The organism is Streptomyces sp. NPDC003248, assembly GCF_055563235.1.
In genome coordinates this window covers 83574-99507 of record NZ_JBVHDT010000014.1, presented here as the reverse complement: position 1 = coordinate 99507, position 15934 = coordinate 83574, and the positions used below count along the sequence as shown (strand labels likewise).

16 protein-coding genes are annotated in these 15934 nt (G+C 75.8%); 10 read left to right on the top strand and 6 right to left on the bottom strand.

The window, feature by feature from the left end:
• Positions 1 to 3: 3 nt before the first annotated feature.
• Positions 4 to 531: a gamma carbonic anhydrase family protein gene (locus tag ACZ3KJ_RS27870; protein WP_467530968.1), complete on the bottom strand. Its 528-nt coding sequence runs from the start codon at positions 529 to 531 to the stop codon at positions 4 to 6.
• Positions 532 to 653: 122 nt separating this feature from the next.
• Between ACZ3KJ_RS27870 and ACZ3KJ_RS27865 the strand changes: the two genes are divergently transcribed.
• The 3 genes from ACZ3KJ_RS27865 to ACZ3KJ_RS27855 all read left to right on the top strand — a co-directional run bounded on the left by ACZ3KJ_RS27865 (position 654) and on the right by ACZ3KJ_RS27855 (position 2945).
• Positions 654 to 1418: an acyltransferase gene (locus ACZ3KJ_RS27865; RefSeq protein WP_467530966.1), complete on the top strand. Its 765-nt coding sequence runs from the start codon at positions 654 to 656 to the stop codon at positions 1416 to 1418.
• Between the two features lie 145 nt (positions 1419 to 1563).
• Positions 1564 to 2136, top strand: a complete 573-nt coding sequence (locus ACZ3KJ_RS27860; protein WP_467530965.1) for a helix-turn-helix domain-containing protein — start codon at positions 1564 to 1566, stop codon at positions 2134 to 2136.
• 251 nt (positions 2137 to 2387) lie between these two features.
• Entirely contained in the window at positions 2388 to 2945 is a 558-nt protein-coding gene (locus ACZ3KJ_RS27855; protein ID WP_467530963.1) for a YbaK/EbsC family protein, read from the top strand.
• 2 nt (positions 2946 to 2947) lie between these two features.
• On the opposite strand, the gene ACZ3KJ_RS27850 is transcribed toward ACZ3KJ_RS27855, so the two are convergent.
• Positions 2948 to 4063 (bottom strand): cation diffusion facilitator family transporter, encoded by a 1116-nt coding sequence (locus tag ACZ3KJ_RS27850; protein ID WP_467530961.1) that lies wholly within the window; start codon positions 4061 to 4063, stop codon positions 2948 to 2950.
• A gap of 75 nt (positions 4064 to 4138) precedes the next feature.
• On the opposite strand from ACZ3KJ_RS27850, the gene ACZ3KJ_RS27845 reads away from it, so the two are divergent.
• The gene (locus ACZ3KJ_RS27845; RefSeq protein ID WP_467531091.1) at positions 4139 to 4486 is read left to right on the top strand and encodes an ArsR/SmtB family transcription factor; all 348 of its coding nucleotides are present in this window, start codon (positions 4139 to 4141) and stop codon (positions 4484 to 4486) included.
• A 160-nt stretch (positions 4487 to 4646) separates the two neighbouring features.
• Here ACZ3KJ_RS27845 and ACZ3KJ_RS27840 read toward each other — a convergent pair whose 3' ends face one another.
• Positions 4647 to 5870, bottom strand: coding sequence for a 4-hydroxybenzoate 3-monooxygenase (locus tag ACZ3KJ_RS27840; protein WP_467530960.1), 1224 nt, complete (start codon positions 5868 to 5870; stop codon positions 4647 to 4649).
• 57 nt (positions 5871 to 5927) lie between these two features.
• On the bottom strand, positions 5928 to 6335 hold the full coding sequence (locus tag ACZ3KJ_RS27835) for a CoA-binding protein (protein ID WP_467530958.1): 408 nt from the start codon (positions 6333 to 6335) through the stop codon (positions 5928 to 5930).
• Positions 6336 to 6449: 114 nt separating this feature from the next.
• On the opposite strand from ACZ3KJ_RS27835, the gene ACZ3KJ_RS27830 reads away from it, so the two are divergent.
• The 5 genes from ACZ3KJ_RS27830 (at position 6450) to ACZ3KJ_RS27810 (ending at position 13026) form a co-directional block, all read left to right on the top strand.
• Complete coding sequence (locus tag ACZ3KJ_RS27830) at positions 6450 to 7340, top strand: hypothetical protein (RefSeq protein WP_467530956.1); 891 nt, start codon at positions 6450 to 6452, stop codon at positions 7338 to 7340.
• A 29-nt stretch (positions 7341 to 7369) separates the two neighbouring features.
• Entirely contained in the window at positions 7370 to 7900 is a 531-nt protein-coding gene (locus tag ACZ3KJ_RS27825; protein WP_467531090.1) for a SixA phosphatase family protein, read from the top strand.
• Positions 7901 to 8121: 221 nt separating this feature from the next.
• Complete coding sequence (locus ACZ3KJ_RS27820) at positions 8122 to 8748, top strand: YigZ family protein (protein WP_389517192.1); 627 nt, start codon at positions 8122 to 8124, stop codon at positions 8746 to 8748.
• Positions 8749 to 8872: 124 nt separating this feature from the next.
• A complete protein-coding gene (locus tag ACZ3KJ_RS27815; protein ID WP_467530955.1) occupies positions 8873 to 10036 on the top strand; it encodes an exonuclease SbcCD subunit D in 1164 nt (387 codons plus the stop codon).
• Positions 10033 to 13026 carry an AAA family ATPase gene (locus ACZ3KJ_RS27810; protein WP_467530953.1) on the top strand — a complete coding sequence of 998 codons (2994 nt, stop codon included), beginning with the start codon at positions 10033 to 10035 and terminating at the stop codon, positions 13024 to 13026. The genes ACZ3KJ_RS27815 and ACZ3KJ_RS27810 overlap by 4 nt, the downstream gene beginning before the upstream one ends.
• A gap of 65 nt (positions 13027 to 13091) precedes the next feature.
• Here ACZ3KJ_RS27810 and ACZ3KJ_RS27805 read toward each other — a convergent pair whose 3' ends face one another.
• Entirely contained in the window at positions 13092 to 13538 is a 447-nt protein-coding gene (locus ACZ3KJ_RS27805; RefSeq protein WP_467530952.1) for an Lrp/AsnC family transcriptional regulator, read from the bottom strand.
• Positions 13539 to 13670: 132 nt separating this feature from the next.
• On the opposite strand from ACZ3KJ_RS27805, the gene ACZ3KJ_RS27800 reads away from it, so the two are divergent.
• A complete protein-coding gene (locus ACZ3KJ_RS27800; RefSeq protein WP_467530951.1) occupies positions 13671 to 14171 on the top strand; it encodes a rhodanese-like domain-containing protein in 501 nt (166 codons plus the stop codon).
• Between the two features lie 54 nt (positions 14172 to 14225).
• Here ACZ3KJ_RS27800 and ACZ3KJ_RS27795 read toward each other — a convergent pair whose 3' ends face one another.
• Positions 14226 to 15917, bottom strand: a complete 1692-nt coding sequence (locus tag ACZ3KJ_RS27795) for a DUF885 domain-containing protein (RefSeq protein ID WP_467530950.1) — start codon at positions 15915 to 15917, stop codon at positions 14226 to 14228.
• Between the last annotated feature and the right edge of the window lie 17 nt (positions 15918 to 15934).

Genomic DNA, 15934 nt, shown 5'->3' with positions numbered 1-15934 from the left:
CCCCTACCGGTGGATCTCGCCGTGGGCCTTGGCCAGGTCCGCGTACAGGGTGCCGTTCAGCGTGACGCCCTGGCGCTCCTCCTCCGTCAGCTCCCGCTTGACCTTCGCGGGCACCCCCGCGACCAGCGAGCCCGGCGGCACCTCCATCCCCTGCGGCACCAGCGCCTGCGCGGCGACGAGCGAGCCCTCCCCGATCACCGCCCCGTTCAGCACGGTCGCCCCCATCCCGATCAGGCAGTCGTCGCCCACGGTCGCACCGTGCACGACCGCGTTGTGCCCGACGGAGACCCGCTCGCCGATGGTGACGGGGAAACCGGGGTCGGCGTGCAGGGTGCAGTTGTCCTGGATGTTGCTCCGCGCCCCGACGGAGATCCGCTCGACGTCGCCGCGGACCACCGCGCCGTACCAGACGCTGGCGCCCGCCTCCAGCGTCACGTCCCCGATCACCGAGGACGTGGGGGCCACGAAGGCCTCCTCGTGGATCGCGGGCTGCCTGCCGCCGATGCCCGTGATCAGCGCCTTGTGCGTCATCGACCGTCTCCTCTCCGTCCGCTCCTCGTCCGCGGCACACCGGCACCGTACGCCACCCCGTGGGGTGAAGATCACAGGGTTGCGGCGTCCTGGGGTCCGCGCGGGCTGAGTACCGTGTGCGGGTGCCGAAGAGCAAGAACACGTTCTCATCCTGGCGGCGCCGCCTCGCGCAGCGCGCCGTCCACGCGGGCTGGGCCTGGGTGCAGCGGACCGGCTCGGTCACCGCCGAGCACCCCGGCCGCTTCCGCTTCGGCTCGATCGGCACCGGCACCCGGCTCGCGTTCCCGCTCGGCACGGTCTTCGGGGAGCCGTGGATCCACCTCGGCGCGCACTGCATCGTCGGCGAGCAGGTCACGCTGACGGCCGGCCTGATGCCCGACCTGGACCTGGGGCCCGACCCGATCCTGCGCGTCGGCGACGGCGTCGTCCTGGGCCGCGGCAGCCACGTCATCGCCGACACCACGGTCACCATCGGCAGCGACTGCTACTTCGGCCCGTACGTCTACGTCACCTCCACCAACCACTCCTACGACGACCCGCACGAGCCCATCGGCAGGCAGTGGCCGCGGATGGAGCCGGTGGAGATCGGGCCGGGGTGCTGGATCGGCACGGGGGCCGTGATCCTGCCCGGGGCGCGGATCGGGCGGAACGTCGTCGTCGCGGCCGGGGCGGTGGTGCGCGGGACCGTGCCCGACCACGCCGTGGTGGCGGGGGCGCCCGCCCGCGTCGTACGGCGCTGGACGCCCGACGAGGGCTGGCAGCCGCCGTTGCGGACCCCGGCGCCCGTGCCGATCCCCGACGGGGTCACCTCGCAGCAGCTCGTCGCGCTGTCGGGGCTGGACGAGGAGGCGGCGGAGCGGCTGGCCCGGCTGGAGCCCGAGGCCTGACCCGCGCCCGCGGTCCGCCGCCGGGGCCGGCCGGCCCCCGGAAGGCTCGTGGCCAGGGCGCAGAGCGCCGGCACGGGAGGCTCGCAGTACAGTTCGGTGCACGATCGGGTGCACGTGAACGACGTTTGAACGAAGTGGACGGAACGTGTCGGACCTCGACCTGCTGACCCAGTCCCTGGCGCGCAACGTCCGGCACTGGCGCGCGGTGCGCGGCTTCACCCTGGACGTGCTGGCCGCCCGGGCCGGCGTCAGCCGCGGGATGCTCATCCAGGTCGAGCAGGCCCGCACCAACCCCAGCCTCGGCACGGTCGTCAAGATCGGTGACGCGCTCGGCGTCAGCATCACCACCCTGCTCGACTACCAGCGGGGCCCCAAGGTCCGTGTCGTCCCGGCCGACCAGGTGGTCCGGCTGTGGCACACCGAGGCCGGCAGCTACAGCCGGCTGCTCGCGGGCACGGAGGCACCCGGCCCGCTGGAGATGTGGAACTGGCGGCTGATGCCGGGCGAGAGCAGCGGCTCCGACCCGCACCCGGCCGGCACGGTCGAGATCGCCCACGTCACGGCCGGCGAACTGAGCCTCACCGTCGAGGGAACGGAGTACCGCGTCCCGGCCGGCGCCAGCGTCACCTTCGAGGCCGACGCGGCCCACACCTACGCCAACCACGGCGAGCTGCCGACGGAGATGGTGCTGACGGTGTCGGTGCCGCCCGTGCGCTGAGACGGGCGTCCGCCGTGCTTTGAGACGGGCGTCCGCGGAGCTTTGGGACGGGCGTCAGCCGTACTTTGGGACGGGCGTCCGCGGAACACGGGTCCGCTGGCCGTGCGGTCCGGCCTGCCGTGTCCGGGACGGGCGTCCGCCGGCCGAGAGGTCCGGCTTGTTCCGTCCGGGGGACGGGCCCGCCGGCCGCGGTGTCCCCGTGCGCCGGGACGGGCGTCCGCCCGCCGTGGGGCTGCTGTTAGCGTGCGGCCATGGACGCACCCATCGGACACTTCGACGACGCCCGGCCCGCCCCCGACTGCCTCGACGAGCTGACCCGCCCGGTCGCCGACGCCGTACGCCACTGGGGCGGCAGCGTCCCCGCCGACCAGATCCTCTACGTCGACACCGACCCGCGGTGGGCCGACACCGCCGTCTTCGTGGAGCACTACGGGCAGGAGCTGCTGGAGCGGTCGGCGAACTGCGTCGTCGTCGCGGGCCGGCGCGGCGGCGACACCACGCTCGCCGCGTGCGTCGTCCTCTCCACCACCCGCGTCGACGTCAACGGCGTCGTACGCCGTCAACTCGGCGCCCGCAAAGCCTCCTTCGCGTCGATGGACACGGCCACCGGGGAGACCGGCATGGAGTACGGCGGCATCACCCCCGTCGGACTCCCCGAGACCTGGCCGGTACTGGTCGACTCGGCCGTCGTCGACCTGCCCTACGTCCTGGTGGGCAGCGGACGCCGGCGCGGGAAGCTGCTCGTGCCGGGCAAGGCGTTCGCCGGCCTGCCGGGCGCGGTGGTGCTGGACGGCCTCGGCACGGCCTGACCTCAGACCGCGGCGTGATGGGCGAGGGCCCGGTGCGGGTCGTCCTCGCCCGGCGCCGGCGCGGGATCCGCGTGCACCAGCGCCGCCGTCAGCCGCGGCACGGCGTGCAGCAGGGCGTGTTCGGCGTCCACGGCGATCGCGTGCGCCGCCCGGACCGTCGCCTCGCCGTCCACGACGACCGCGACCTCGGCCCGCAGCCGGTGCCCGATCCAGCGCAGCCGCAGCTCGCCCACCCCGCGCACGCCCTCGACCTCCCGCAGCGCCCGCTCGGCCCGGTCCACCAGCGCCGGGTCGACGGCGTCCATCACCCGCCGGAACACCTCCCGCGCGGCGTCCCGCAGCACCAGCACGATCGCCGCCGTGATCGCCAGCCCCACCACGGGGTCAGCCGCCCGCCACCCCAGCGCGGACCCGCCGGCGCCCAGCAGCACGGCCAGGGACGTGAACCCGTCGGTGCGCGCGTGCAGCCCGTCCGCGACCAGCGCCGCCGAGCCGATCGCGCGGCCGACGCGGATGCGGTAGCGGGCCACCCACTCGTTGCCCGCGAAGCCGACGAGCGCGGCCGCCGCCACCGCGGGCACGTGCTCCACGGGCCGCGGGTCCAGCAGCCGGTCGACGGCCGCCCAGCCGGCGAAGGCCGCCGACGCGGCGATCGTCACCACGATCGCCAGTCCCGCCAGGTCCTCCGCCCGTCCGTAGCCGTAGGTGAAGCGGCGGGTGGCGGCCCGCCGTCCCAGCACGAACGCGATCCCGAGCGGTACGGCGGTCAGCGCGTCCGCCGCGTTGTGCAAGGTGTCTCCCAGCAGCGCCACCGAGCCGGAGGCCACCACCACGGCCGCCTGCGCCGCCGCCGTCACGCCGAGGACCGCCAGCGAGATCCACAGCGCGCGCATGCCCTGGGCCGAGGACTCCAGGGCACGGTCCAGCTTGTCGGCGGTCTCGTGGGAGTGGGGGGTCAGGAGGTGGGCGAGGCGGTGGCGCATACCTGAGCGGGGGTGGTGACCGTGGTGGGTCTTGTCGCCGTGGCGGCCCTGGTGGTGGTTGTGGTGGTCGTGGTGGTGGGCACCGTGGTGCTCGTGGTGGTCGTGACCGTGGTCGTGCCGGTGCCGCTCGCTCACGTCGATCCCCTTTCCGGTGCGCCGCGGTGGACGTGCGTCCGCCCGCTCGGCCATTATGTGCGTGTGAGCGCACACATGCACCTGTCACCTGCGCATCATGCGCACCCGCGCAGTCCCGGCGAGGAGCAGTTCGCCCTCGCGGCCGAGCTGCTCGCCCTGCTCGGCGACCGTACGCGCCTGACCCTGCTGCACGCCCTGACCTCGGGCGAGGCGGACGTGACGACGCTGACGGAGGTGTGCGGGGCGGCCCGCCCGGCGGTGAGCCAGCACCTGGCACGGCTGCGGCTCGCGGGGCTCGTCGGCACCCGCAAGGAGGGCCGACGGGTGATCTACTCCCTGCGCGACGGCCATCTGCGCCGCCTGGTCGGCGAGGCGCTGAGCGTGGCCGACCACCGGCTCGGCGACCAGCCGGTGCACGACTAGCAGGTGCACGAACAGGCCGGTGCGCGCAGCCGGTGCACGCAGCCGGTGCACGAGTAGGCAGTGCACGACCAGCCGCGGGCCCGCCTGACGGTCCGAGACCCGGCTGACGGTCTGAGATCCGGCTGACGGTCCGAGATCCGGCTGACGGTCCGAGACCCGGTCAGTACCGCTCCGCCGCCCCCAGGTACTGCTCCGCGAACGCCGCCGCGGCGGCGGGCGAGGTGAACAGGCGGCGCAGCCGGGCGCGCGTGGTGCCCGCGCGGAACGGATCCCCCGTGGCGGAGCCGTGGTACACCTCGGACAGCCACTGCGAGAACTCCTGGTAGTCCCACACCCGCCGCAGACACGCCTCCGAATAGCCCTCCAGACCCGACGCGTCACCGTCCCGCACCGCCGCGACCAGGGCGTCGCCGAGCAGGAAGGCGTCGTGCAGGGCGAGGTTCATGCCCTTGGCGGCGATGGGCGCCACCAGGTGGGCCGCGTCCCCGGCCAGGAACAGCCGCCCGTGCGCCATCGGCTCGACGACGTAGTCGTGCAGGTCGAGCACGCGCCTCTCGATCAGCCTGCCCTCGACGAGCTCCGGGGCGCCGGCGGCCCCGAGGCGCTCGCGCAGCTCGGTCCAGACGCGTTCGTGGGACCAGTTGGCCGGGTCGTCGCCGGGCGGGCACTGCAAGTAGTAGCGGGTGACCTCCGGGCTGCGGGCCATGTGCCCGGCGAACCCGCGCGGGTGGATGCCGAACAGCACGCAGTCGGACGACGGCGGCGCCTCCGCCAGCAGCGCCAGCCAGCCCGTGCCGTAGTCGTGCCGCGCGATCCGCGCCCGCTCCGGCACCAGCGCGGCCCGGCTGACCCCGCGCGCCCCGTCGGCGCCGACCACGACGTCACAGCGCAGCAGCCGCCGTTCCCCCGTCTCGGGGCAGAGGTACGACACCGACGGGGCGTCCGTGTCGAGGTCGTGCAGCGCGACCTCGCGCACCGAGAACCGGGCGTCCCCGCCGCGCACGTCCACGTACTCGCGCACGAGGTCCGTCACCAGCAGCGGCTGCGGGTAGACGAAGTGGTGGCGGCCCGTCAGCTCACCGTAGGAGAAGCGGTACCGCTCGCCGCCGCAGCGGAACTCGCACGCGGTGTGCCGTTGGGCGCGCTCCAGCAGGTCGGCGGCCAGGCCGCGCCGCTGGAGCTCGCGCACCGCCCGCTCCTCGAGGACTCCGGCCCGTGGCCGGCGTTCGATGAAGGCGCGGGTCTCCGTCTCCAGGACCACGCAGTCGACGCGTGCGGCGCGCAGGATGTTGCCGACGGTCAGACCGGCGGGGCCGGCGCCCACGACGACGACCGGAGTCCGTTCCGGCGCGGGGGAGTCGGGGCGGGGGGAGGCGGTGGTCATCCGCACATTATGGGTGCCCCCTCGAAGGACATCGGGGGCCCGGAGCGGTCCACCGGTTCAGCCCAGGCGGGGGATCTCGATCGCCGGGCAGCGGTCCATCACCATGTCCAGCCCCGCGGCGCGCGTGCGGTCGTAGGCGCCCTCGTCGACCACGCCGAGCTGGAACCACACGGCCTTGGCCCCCTTGGCGACGGCCTCGTCCGCGACGGCCCCGGCGAGGTCGCTGTTGACGAAGACGTCGACGACGTCCACCTCGAACGGGATGTCCGCGAGCGAGGCGTACCCCCGCTCCCCGAGGACCGTCTCCGCCTTGGGGTGGACCGGCACGATCCGCTTGCCGAAGCGCTGGAGCACCCCGGCGACGCCGTACGCCGCCCGCCGGGAGTTGGTCGACAGGCCCACCACCGCCCAGGTGTCGCCGAGCTCGGTGAGGATCTTCCGGATCGTTGCCTCGTCGCCGTGCACCGGCGGCCTCCTTGACGGACGGGGACGTGTGGTGACCGGCTCAACACCGCACGCGCGGCCCTGATTCCGTGCCGTCGGACTGCGGACGGCCCGCCGGCCGCCTACGCTCGCCCCGTGCTGCGCATCATCGACGCCCGAACCGGCGAGTCCGTCGCCGCCGCCCCCGCCCGCCGGGGCCTGACCCGTGTCCAGGTCCACGCGCCCGGGTACGGCCCCGGCGCGCTCCGGGTCCTCCTGGTCGCCGACCTCCTCGTCCGTGCCCTGGAGCTCGGTGGCACGCCCGTCCTGGCCCTGCTCACCGGCGGCGGGGACCGGCGGGAACTGCGGACGGCCGGGGCGGCCCTGGGGGTCCGGCCCTTCGAGGAGGGGCGGGACCTCGCGGCCGGGACCGGTACGGCCCGCGCCCTGCACGTGGTCGCGGAGGACGGCGAGACGCCCGACGGCGTCCGGATCGCCGTGGCCCCCGTCCGGCCCGCCCCCGCCCCCGCCGATGCCGACGTGCTGCGGCTGCTGGATCTGCTCGGTCCGTCGGGCGACCTGTCCGGCGTAGGCCCGTCCGGGTCCGGCGTCGGTCCGTCGGGCGACCCGTCCGGCGTAGGGCCGTCCGCCGTGGGGTCGTCCGGTCCCGCTGGGCAGCACGGGGACGACGGCCGTCCGGGGACCGACCCCGCCGCCCTGCGTCTCGCCCTGCTGTCGCACCATCACCGCCGGCCCGCCCCGCTCGACGCCGACGCGCTGCGCGCCGCCCACGACACCCTCGCGCGCTGGCGGCGCGCCGTCGCCGACTGGGCGCGACAGCCCTCACGGCCCGTCCCCGACGAGGTGCGCGGACGGCTCCGCGCTGCCTGGGAGGACGACCTGGACGTGCCGGAGGTGCTGCGCGTGCTGCGGACGGTGGAACAGGCCGGGACCGACCTCCCGCCCGGCGCCCGTTTCGAGACGTACGCCTACGCCGACCGTCTCCTCGGCCTCGACCTCACCCGCGACCTGGGAGCTCCGGCGTGAACGCCGGCACCGGCGCGGATGCCGGACCCATGGCGGACGCCGGGCCGCCGCGGCGGCTCGTGGTGCTGCGGCACGCCAAGTCGGCGTGGCCGGAGGGCGTCGCCGACCACGAGCGGCCGCTGGGCGAGCGCGGTCGCCGGGACGCGCCCGCCGCGGGGCGGGCGCTCGCGCAGGGCGGCTGGGTCCCCGACCTCGCGCTGTGCTCCACCGCCGTGCGCGCCCGGCTGACCTGGGAGCTGGCCGGCGCCGAGTGGGGCGGCCGGCCGCCCGTCCGGTACGAGCCCCGGCTGTACGCGGCCGACCGGCACGACCTGCTGGCGGTCGTCCGGGAGACGCCCGCCGACGTCGGGACGCTGCTGCTGGTCGGACACAACCCCGGTCTCCAGGAGCTGGTCCTCGCCCTGGCCGGGGAGGGGTCCGGCGACAGCCTGGAGCGGGTGCGGGTGAAGTTCCCCACGTCGGCGATCGCGGTGCTGGACTGGTCCGGGCCCGGCTGGGCGGACCTGGCTCCGGGCCGGGCCCGGCTGACGGCGACGGCCGTCCCCAGAGGCGCCCGCTGAGCCGGTCCGCGGCCCGCTGAGCCGGTCCGCGGCCCGCTGAGCCGGCGCTCCGGATGCTCCGGCGGCGTCCCGGGCAGCGGTGTGCCCGAGTCACCAGGGCGGCCCGCCCGGCCGCCTCGGCGCCGGGCCGGTCCTCGGTCCCCGTCCGCGGCCCGCTGGGCCGGCGCCCCGGCGGCGTCCCGGGCAGCCGGGTGCCCCGTGCCACCGCATAGGCTGGCCGGATGCAGGACGAGTACCGCACGGTCGCCCACGCGGGCGTGCACGAGACCGAGGTCAACCGTTCCCGCTTCCTGTGCGCCCTGGCACCGGCCGCCACCGAGCGGGAGGCCCAGGACTTCGTCGCGGCCGTCCGCAAGGAGCACGCCGACGCCACCCACAACTGCTGGGCCTACGTCATCGGCGCCGACGCCGCCGTGCAGCGGGCCAGTGACGACGGCGAACCCGGCGGCACCGCGGGCGTGCCGATGCTCCAGATGCTGCTGCGCCGTGACATGCGTTACGTCGTGGCGGTCGTCACCCGCTACTACGGCGGCGTGAAGCTCGGCGCCGGCGGACTGATCCGCGCCTACGGCGGCGCGGTCGGCGAGGCCCTCGACGCCCTCGGCACCATCACCCGCCGCCGCTTCCGCCTGGCGACGGTGACGGTGGACCACCAGCGGGCCGGGAAGGTGCAGAACGACCTGCGCGCCACCGGCCGCGAGGTGCGCGACGTGCGCTACGGGGAGGCGGTCGCGATCGAGATCGGACTGCCGGACGCCGACGTGGACGCCGTCCGCGCGTGGCTCGCGGACGTCACGGCGGGCACGGCCGGCTTCGAGGTGGGCGGGGAGGCGTACGGGGACGCGTGAGGCGGCGGTCACCTCCCCCACGCAAGCCAAATGTCCGTAACGTCCGTTTGTGGCGCGCGGTGTGACGGGGTGCTGCGCGAGTGACCGGCCGTGATGTCGGACCCGGCCGTTAGTCTCGGAGCCCATGAGGCTCCTGCACACTTCCGACTGGCATCTCGGCCGGGCGTTCCACCGGGTGAACATGCTCGGCGCCCAGGCCGAGTTCGTCGCCCACCTCGTCGCCACCGTGCGGGAGCGCGAGGTGGACGCGGTGGTCGTCTCGGGGGACGTGTACGACCGGGCGGTGCCGCCGCTCGCCGCCGTGGAGCTGTTCGACGACGCCCTGCACCGGCTCGCCGCGCTGGGCGTGCCGACCGTCATGATCTCCGGCAACCACGACTCCGCGCGGCGCCTCGGCGTGGGCGCCGGACTGATCGGGCGCGCGGGCGTCCACCTGCGCACCGACCCCGCGGCGGCGGGCACCCCGGTGGTGCTCACCGACGCGCACGGCGACGTCGCCTTCTACGGGCTGCCCTACCTGGAGCCGGCCCTGGTGAAGGACGAGTTCGGCGTGGAGCGGGCGGGCCACGAGACGGTGCTCGCCGCCGCCATGGACCGGGTCCGCGCCGACCTCGCCGACCGCGCGCGCGGAACGCGCTCCGTCGTCCTCGCCCACGCCTTCGTCACCGGCGGGGAACCCAGCGACAGCGAGCGGGACATCACCGTCGGCGGCGTCGCGTCCGTGCCCGCCGGCGTCTTCGACGGCGTCGACTACGTGGCGCTCGGGCACCTGCACGGCTGCCAGACCATCACCGGGCGGGTGCGCTACTCCGGCTCGCCGCTGCCGTACTCCTTCTCCGAGGCCGGGCACCGCAAGACGATGTGGCTCGTCGACCTGGGAGCCGACGGCTCGGTCGACGCCGAGCGGATCGACTGCCCGGTGCCGCGCGCGCTGGCCCGCCTCAGGGGCACGCTGGAGGAGCTGCTCGCCGATCCCGCGCTGGCCCGGCACGAGGAGGCCTGGGTGGAGGCGACGCTCACCGACGCCGTCCGCCCGGCCGAACCCATGGCCCGGCTCACCGAGCGCTTCCCGCACACCCTCAGCCTCGTCTTCGCCCCCGACCGCGCCCCGGACGACCCCGGCGTCTCGTACGCCCGGCGCCTCGCCGGCCGCAGCGACCAGCAGGTCGCCGAGGACTTCGTCGCCCATGTGCGCGGGGCGGGCCCGGACGGACGCGAGCGGGCCGTCCTGCGCGACGCCTTCGACGCCGTCCGCGCCGACGACGCCGTCCGGGAGGTCGCCCGATGAGGCTGCACCGGCTCGGCCTCACCGCCTTCGGCCCCTTCGGCGGCTCCCAGAGCGTCGACTTCGACGAGCTGTCCGCCGCCGGCCTCTTCCTGCTGCACGGACCGACGGGCGCCGGCAAGACGTCCGTCCTGGACGCCGTCTGCTACGCGCTGTACGGCTCCGTCCCGGGCGCCCGGCAGAGCGCCCAGGGCCTGACCCTGCGCTCCGACCACGCCGCCCCCGGCACCCGCACCGAGGTCACCCTCGAACTCACCGTCGCCGGCCGCCGGCTGGAGGTCACCCGCCGGCCGCCCTGGGAGCGCCCCAAGAGGCGCGGGACGGGCACGACGGTCGAGAAGGCCCAGAGCGAGCTGCGCGAGTACGACGCCGTCGCCGGGACGTGGAAGGACCTCAGCCGCTCCCACCAGGAGATAGGCGAGGAGATCACCCAGCTGCTCGGCATGAGCCGCGAGCAGTTCTGCCAGGTCGTGCTGTTGCCCCAGGGCGACTTCGCGCGCTTCCTGCGGGCCGACGCCGAGGCGCGCGGCCGGCTCCTCGGACGCCTCTTCGACACGCAGCGCTTCGCCGAGGTCGAGAAGCGCCTCGCGGAACGGCGGCGCACGGCGGAGGCACGCGTGCGTGAGGGCGACGCGGCACTGCTGGCGGACGCGCACCGCATGCAGCAGGCCGCCGGTGACGCCATGGAACTGCCCGAGCTGGCCCCGGGCGAGCCGGGACTCGCCGAGGCCGTGCTGTCCGCCGCCGCCGTCGCCCGCAGCACCGCGCGGGAGCAGCTGACGGTCGCCGAGTGTGCCCGCCTCGCGGCCGAGTCCGCCCGCGCCGCCGCCGAACGCGCCCTGTCCGACGTACGGGAACTGGCCCGGTTGCAGGGGCGGTTCGCGCAGGCCCGGGAGCGGTCCCGGCTGCTTCAGGAGCGGGCCGGGGAGCACCGGGAGGCGCGGGAGCGGATGGAGCGGGCCCGCAAGGCGGAGGCGGTGGCGCCGGCGCTGGAGCTGCGCGACGCCGCCGAGGCCGAACACCGCCGGGCGGCCGCCGCCGAGGCCCGCGCGCGCGGGCTGCTCCCGGAGCGGTTCGCGGAGGCCGGCGCCGCCGGACTCGCCGCCGCCGCACGCCGCGCCGCCCAGGAGCTGGGCGGCCTGGAGTCGGCCCGGCGCGGCGAGCGGCGCCTGGCCGGCCTGCTCGCCGAGCGCGCCGACCTGGACCGGCAGGAGCGCGCCGACGAGGACGTGCTGGCGGAGACCGAGGGCTGGCTCGCGGACTGGGAGGCGACCCGCGCCTCGCTCCAGGCCCGCGTCGAGTCCGCCCAGGAGGCCGCCACCCGCGCCGAACAGCTCGCCGTGCAGCGCGAGCCCGCCCGGCGGCGGCTGACCGCGGCCCGGCTGCGCGACGCACTGGCCCGCGACACGGAGGACGCCCAGCGGCGGGCCCTCGCCTGCGCGGAGCGGGCGCTGGCGGCCCGTACGCACTGGCTCGACCTCAAGGAGCAGCGGCTCAACGGCATCGCCGCCGAACTGGCCGCCACCCTCAGGGACGGCGAGCCCTGCGCCGTCTGCGGCGCCACCGACCACCCCGCACCCGCCCGCAAGGTCGCCGGACACGTCGACCGGGAGGCCGAGGAACAGGCCCTCGCCGCCCACCAGCGGGCCGAGCGGGAGCGGGCGGACGCCGAACGCGACCTCGGTCTCGCCCGGGAAGCGCTCGCCGCCGCCGGCGCCGAGGCGGGCGACACCCCGACCGACCGGCTCGCCGCCGAGGCCGACGAGCTGGAGCGCCGCCACGCCGAGGCCCGCCGGGACGCCTCCGCGCTGCATCCGGCCCGCGAGGAGCTGCGCCGGGCCGAGCAGGAACACGAGCGGCGCACGGCCGCCCTGCGCGACGCCGCCGTGCGCGCCGCCTCCCGGGTGGGCCACCGGGAGCGGCTGGAGCGGGAACGGACGGCGCTGGAGCAGGAACTGGCCGAGGCGCGCGGCACCGCGGAGAGCGTGGCCGCGCGGGCCGCGCACCTGGAGCGGCAGGCCGCCCGGCTCACCGACGCCGCCGACGCCGCCCGCGCCGCCGAGGAGAGCGCCCAACGCCTCAAGGCCGCCGACGGACGCCTCGACGAGGCCGCCTTCCGGGCCGGCTTCGACACCCCGCGGGCCGCCGCCGACGCCCTCCTCGACGCCACCGCCCACCGCGAGCTGCAACGGCGCCTGGACGCCCGGCAGGCCGAGGAGGCGGCCGTACGGGCCGTGCTCGCCGAGCCGGAGACCGCGGCCGCCGCGCAGCGGCCCGCCGCCGACCTCCCCGGGGCGGAACAGGCCGCCGCCGAGGCCGCCGAGCGGCTGCGCCGGGCCGCCTCCGCCGAGGACGCGGCCGCCCGCCGCTGCGCCGAACTCGACCGCCTGTCCGCGCGCGCGGCCGACGGCGTGCGCCGGCTGGCGCCCCTGCGGGAGGAGTACGACCGCGTGGCCCGCCTGGCCGGCCTCACCGCCGGCACCTCGGCGGACAACGGGCGCAGGATGCGCCTGGAGTCGTACGTCCTGGCCGCCCGGCTGGAACAGGTGGCCGCCGCCGCGACCGCGCGCCTGCACCGCATGTCCTCCGGGCGCTACACCCTCGTCCACTCCGACGACCGGACCGGACGCGGCCGCAGCGGGCTCGGACTGCACGTCGTCGACGCCTGGACCGGGCGGGAGCGGGACACGTCCACGCTGTCGGGCGGCGAGACCTTCTTCGCCTCGCTGGCGCTCGCCCTGGGCCTCGCCGACGTCGTCACCGACGAGGCGGGCGGGGTCCGGCTGGACACGCTCTTCATCGACGAGGGGTTCGGCAGCCTCGACGACCAGACCCTGGACGAGGTCCTCGACGTCCTGGACTCCCTGCGCGAACGTGACCGCAGCGTCGGCATCGTCAGCCACGTGGCCGACCTGCGGCGGCGGATCCACGCGCAGTTGGAGGTCGTCAAGGGCAGGGCCGGGTCGGTGGTGCGCCAGCGCGCCGACGTGTGACGCCCGTGCCCCGGCGCACGGGGCGCACGGAGCGTGCGGGGCGCACGGAGCGTGCGGGGTGTCTCTCAGGGACTGAGCGGGCGCCGGGGGAGCGGTGAGGAGTAGACGACGCTGGTGGTCACCGACCCCAGCGCGCCGATCCGGCCCGACACCTCCTCCAGGTGCCGCATCGAGCGGGCGGCGACCTTGATGACGAAGCAGTCGTCGCCGGTGACGTGGTGCGCCTCCAGGATCTCCGGCGTGACGGCCACCAGGTCGTGGAACGGCTTGTAGTTGCCGGTGGGGTAGCGCAGCCGGACGAACGCCAGGATCGGCAGCCCCAGCCGCTCGGGGTCCACGACGGCCGCGTAGCCCTGGATGACGCCCGCCTCCTCCAGGCGCCGCACCCGCTCGGTGACGGCACTGGCCGACATCGACACGGCACGCGCCAGGTCGGCGAAACTGGCCCGGCCCTCGCGCTGGAGGACGTCGAGGATGCGCCGGTCGGTGGCGTCCGGGGAATACACGGTCATGGCCGAGGAATAGCAGGGAAAACCCCGGTCGGGCAAGGCCGGGGCCGTGGAACGCCCCTTCAGCGCGCGGACCGACGGCCGTAGATTTCCGGTCATCGGGAATCAGTCAGCACCACCGCGAAAGGCCCTGCGATGACCGCCCTCAGCGCCACCACCGCCGTCACCCCCGCCAACCCCGTCCTGCGCGTGGCCCCCGCGGCCCCGGCCGAGGCCGCCTCCTACTTCCGGGCGAGCCTGGTCTTCCACGCGGACGTCTCCGACGTGGCCGCCGCGCTCGCGGCCGGCGGCGACCCCGGCTTCGTGGTCCTGGACTCCCGCTCCACCGCGTCCTGGGACCAGGGGCACGTTCCCGGCGCGGTCCACCTGCCCACCGCGCTCATCCCCGAGCAGGCGGGACAGCTCCTCGACAAGGACGTCCCGGTCGTGACGTACTGCTGGGGACCCGGCTGCAACGGCGCGACCCGCGCCGCCCTCGCGCTCGCCGAACTCGGCTACCGCGTCAAGGAGATGCTCGGCGGTTTCGAGTACTGGGTGCGCGAGGGCTTCGAGTTCGAGACCTGGCAGGGCCGGGAGCGGCGCGACGCCGATCCGCTGACCGCGCCGGTGGACGCCGCCGGGGACTGCGGCTGCTGAGGCGTGCGAGAGAGGGGCCCCCGCGGGACCCGCCGTCTCTCCGCACGCCGTGGGTCACAGCCGTGCCAGCTCGTCCACCAGGTCGTCCAGGCCCAGCGACCCCTGCGAGAGGGCCGCCATGTGCCAGGACTTCAGGTCGAAGGCGTCGCCGTGCCGCTCGCGGGCCCTCTCCCGGCCCAGCAGCCAGGCCCGTTCGCCGAGCTTGTAGCCGATGGCCTGGCCGGGGATGCTCAGGTAGCGGGTCAGTTCGCTCGCCACGAAGTCCTTCGGACGGCTGCTGTGCGCGCCGAAGAACTCCTCGGCGAGCTCCGGGGTCCAGCGCTCACCGGGGTGGAAGGGGGAGTCCGCCGGGATCTCCAGCTCCAGGTGCATGCCGATGTCGACGATGACCCGCACCGCGCGCATCATCTGCGCGTCCAGGTAGCCCAGCCGCTGCTCGGCGTCGGTGAGGAAGCCGAGCTCGTCCATCAGCCGCTCCGCGTACAGCGCCCAGCCCTCGGCGTTGGCGCTCACCATGCCGACCGTGGCCTGGTAGCGGGAGAGGTCCCCGGCCACGTGCACCCACTGCGCGAGCTGGAGGTGATGGCCGGGGACGCCCTCGTGGTACCACGTCGAGACGAGGTCGTAGACGGGGAAGCGGGTCAGGCCCATCGTCGGCAGCCAGGTGCGGCCCGGGCGGGAGAAGTCCTCCGACGGGGACGTGTAGTACGGGGCCGCCGCGCTGCCGGGCGGGGCGATGCGCGACTCCACCTTCCGCACCCGCTCGGCGAGTTCGAAGTGGGTGCCGTCCAGCGCGTCGATCGCCTGGTCCATCAGGCCCTGGAGCCAGTCGCGGACCTCGTCGACGCCCTCGATGTGCTTGCCGTGCTCGTCGAGGTGCGCGAGCGCCGTCCACGGCGTCTCGGCGCCCGGCAGGACCTTCTCCGCCTCCCGCCTCATCTCGGCGAGGATGCGGTGGTACTCGGACCAGCCGTACGCGTACGCCTCGTCGAGGTCGAGGTCGGTGCCGTTGAAGTAGCGGGACCAGCGCGCGTAGCGTTCGCGGCCCACGGTGTCCGGCGCGGCCGCCACGGTCGGCGCGTACACATCACGCATCCAGTCCCGCAGGGCGACGACCGCCGCGGTGGCCGCCCGGGCCGCCTCGTCCAGCTCAGTGCGCAGCGCGTCGGGCCCGTCGGCGGCGAAGGTCTCGAACCAGCCGCGGCCCGAGCCGTCCGGGTCCGCCCACTCGGTGAGCTGGCCGATGAACGTGGCGGTCGGCCGCGGCGCCGCGTACAGCTTGCGCTCCAGGCCGAGCGCCAGGGACTCGCGGTAGCCGGCCAGCGCCGCCGGCACCGCGCGCAGCCGTTCGGCGATCGCCGCCCAGTCCTCGTCGGTCTGCGTCGGCGTCACGGTGAACACCTCGCGCACGTGGTGCGCCGGGGTGGACATGTTGCCGACCGAGCGCAGGCCCTCGTCGGCGTCGTGCACGGCGAGTTCGGCGGTGAGCCGCTCGCGCAGCAGCCGTCCGCAGCGGCGCTCGACGTCCCTGTCCGCGCCGGGCCGCCGTTCCGCCTCGTCGAGCCGGGCCAGCGTGTCCCGGGCGAGCCGGGCGAGGGCCTCCTGGCCCGCGGGTGAGAAGTCGGGCAGACGGCTCGAGCTCTCCTTCACGCCGAGGTAGGTACCGGTGACCGGGTCGAGGGCGATGAGCTCGTCGACGTAGGCGTCGGCGACCTCGCGGGGCAGCGGGGTGTTGGTCTGCGACATGCGCACCATCCTCGTAC

Bases quoted from the DNA above. Each gene is read 5' to 3' on its own strand.
- ACZ3KJ_RS27870 (WP_467530968.1), bottom strand. From the start codon at position 531: ATGACGCACAAGGCGCTGATCACGGGCATCGGCGGCAGGCAGCCCGCG.
- ACZ3KJ_RS27855 (WP_467530963.1), top strand. From the start codon at position 2,388: ATGGACGCACCCATCGGACACTTCGACGACGCCCGGCCCGCCCCCGAC.
- ACZ3KJ_RS27845 (WP_467531091.1), top strand. From the start codon at position 4,139: ATGCACCTGTCACCTGCGCATCATGCGCACCCGCGCAGTCCCGGCGAG.
- ACZ3KJ_RS27840 (WP_467530960.1), bottom strand. From the start codon at position 5,870: ATGACCACCGCCTCCCCCCGCCCCGACTCCCCCGCGCCGGAACGGACT.
- ACZ3KJ_RS27825 (WP_467531090.1), top strand. From the start codon at position 7,370: ATGGCGGACGCCGGGCCGCCGCGGCGGCTCGTGGTGCTGCGGCACGCC.
- ACZ3KJ_RS27820 (WP_389517192.1), top strand. From the start codon at position 8,122: ATGCAGGACGAGTACCGCACGGTCGCCCACGCGGGCGTGCACGAGACC.
- ACZ3KJ_RS27815 (WP_467530955.1), top strand. From the start codon at position 8,873: ATGAGGCTCCTGCACACTTCCGACTGGCATCTCGGCCGGGCGTTCCAC.
- ACZ3KJ_RS27810 (WP_467530953.1), top strand. From the start codon at position 10,033: ATGAGGCTGCACCGGCTCGGCCTCACCGCCTTCGGCCCCTTCGGCGGC.
- ACZ3KJ_RS27805 (WP_467530952.1), bottom strand. From the start codon at position 13,538: ATGACCGTGTATTCCCCGGACGCCACCGACCGGCGCATCCTCGACGTC.
- ACZ3KJ_RS27800 (WP_467530951.1), top strand. From the start codon at position 13,671: ATGACCGCCCTCAGCGCCACCACCGCCGTCACCCCCGCCAACCCCGTC.
- ACZ3KJ_RS27795 (WP_467530950.1), bottom strand. From the start codon at position 15,917: ATGTCGCAGACCAACACCCCGCTGCCCCGCGAGGTCGCCGACGCCTAC.